The organism is Bradyrhizobium sp. INPA03-11B, assembly GCF_040446015.1.
GTDB lineage: Bacteria > Pseudomonadota > Alphaproteobacteria > Rhizobiales > Xanthobacteraceae > Bradyrhizobium > Bradyrhizobium macuxiense_A.
This window is the reverse complement of record NZ_JASGSR010000265.1, coordinates 1-1,220: the sequence shown is the minus strand read 5'-3', so window position 1 is coordinate 1,220 and position 1,220 is coordinate 1. Positions and strand designations below refer to the sequence as shown.

Annotated in this window: 3 protein-coding genes; all 3 read left to right on the top strand. The window is 62.8% G+C overall.

All coding sequences use genetic code 11. The annotated features are described in order from the left end of the window. The first annotated feature begins 140 nt into the window (after positions 1-140). The 3 genes from QMZ05_RS40835 (at position 141) to QMZ05_RS40825 (ending at position 1,150) form a co-directional block, all read left to right on the top strand. Positions 141-440: a hypothetical protein gene (locus tag QMZ05_RS40835; RefSeq protein ID WP_353705889.1), complete on the top strand. Its 300-nt coding sequence runs from the start codon at positions 141-143 to the stop codon at positions 438-440. 75 nt (positions 441-515) lie between these two features. Beyond that, entirely contained in the window at positions 516-935 is a 420-nt protein-coding gene (mscL, locus tag QMZ05_RS40830) for a large conductance mechanosensitive channel protein MscL (RefSeq protein WP_279710090.1), read from the top strand. Positions 936-982: 47 nt separating this feature from the next. Then, entirely contained in the window at positions 983-1,150 is a 168-nt protein-coding gene (locus QMZ05_RS40825; RefSeq protein WP_167351838.1) for a hypothetical protein, read from the top strand. Positions 1,151-1,220 lie beyond the last annotated feature (70 nt).

The window sequence follows — 1,220 nt, the reverse complement described above, 5'->3', positions numbered from 1 at the left end:
GTGATGGCCAAGCTCGCCGCCAATGGCGGCAAGCTGCCGGCCGACATCAAGACCTGACGACCGGCCCTCCCTGAGCCGTGCAAGGCCTTCGCGTCCTGCACGGCTCCGAAACGATGTGTATTGCGTGAGGAGCAGTTGCGATGACCTCATCCCATCTTGCCATCCTGAACAGGCCGCGGACCGGCGTCGCTGCCGCATCGATCGGCGCGGGACTTGCAACGGGACTTGCAACGGGACTTGGGTTCGCAGCATTGGCGCTCGGCATCACGATCGCCATCGCCCGCGCGGATAATTCCGGCGACGCGCCGCAGCCGGCAAGTCCGAATGTGCAGCGCGCTTCGCAGATCCTGCCGCCGGCACGGGTCATCCTGCCAGCGCCGTGGGAGCAAGCCGCTCCCGTGCAGCCGGTCGCGGCGCCGGCGAAGCCGGCCGATCGCTAGTAATTTTCACACCTTTGTTTTCGACCGGCGATCCAGTCGCCAGGCCGTCCCGCAATTTTTCGAACAGGAGATCACATGCTGAAGGAATTCAGGGAATTCGCGATGAAGGGCAACGTCGTTGATCTCGCCGTCGGCGTGATCATCGGCGCGGCGTTCGGCGCGATCGTGTCGTCGATGGTGGCCGACATCATCATGCCGATTATCGGCGCGATGAGCGGTGGCCTCGACTTCTCCAACCATTTTACCGCGCTCTCGAAGTCGGTGACGGCAACGAACCTCGCCGATGCCAAGAAGCAGGGCGCCGTGCTGGCCTGGGGCAACTTCCTGACCCTGACGCTGAACTTCCTGATCGTCGCCTTCGTGCTGTTCATCGTGGTGCGCCTGATGAACCAGCTCAAGCGCGAAGCACCCGCGGCGCCGGCCGAGCCGCCGAAGCCGACCAAAGAGCAGGAACTGCTCACCGAGATTCGGGACCTTCTGAAATCGCGTGCGTAGCGATCGCTGCCTGTATCGTGCGTACTGCCCAGCTCTGGAGACTAGCCATGCCAGAACAGGTCAAGCTGCCCCGCAAGCTGTCGCAAGAGCCCGGTGGTCCATCCAAGCTACGGCCGAGCCACCGGCGGGTTATCGAGGAACTCGACCGCTGGGCCAACAGTCCTGGCCTGCAGCCGCCGAGTGACACGGACAAGCAGAGCGACGACAAGCGCTAGGTGGTGTGGACTCTAAGGATTCCCTTTTGAGAGCAAATCAGATTCAAGGCTTCTTTTGGGAGGCAGTCTT

Bases quoted from the DNA above. Each gene is read 5' to 3' on its own strand.
- QMZ05_RS40835 (WP_353705889.1), top strand. From the start codon at position 141: ATGACCTCATCCCATCTTGCCATCCTGAACAGGCCGCGGACCGGCGTC.
- mscL (WP_279710090.1), top strand. From the start codon at position 516: ATGCTGAAGGAATTCAGGGAATTCGCGATGAAGGGCAACGTCGTTGAT.
- QMZ05_RS40825 (WP_167351838.1), top strand. From the start codon at position 983: ATGCCAGAACAGGTCAAGCTGCCCCGCAAGCTGTCGCAAGAGCCCGGT.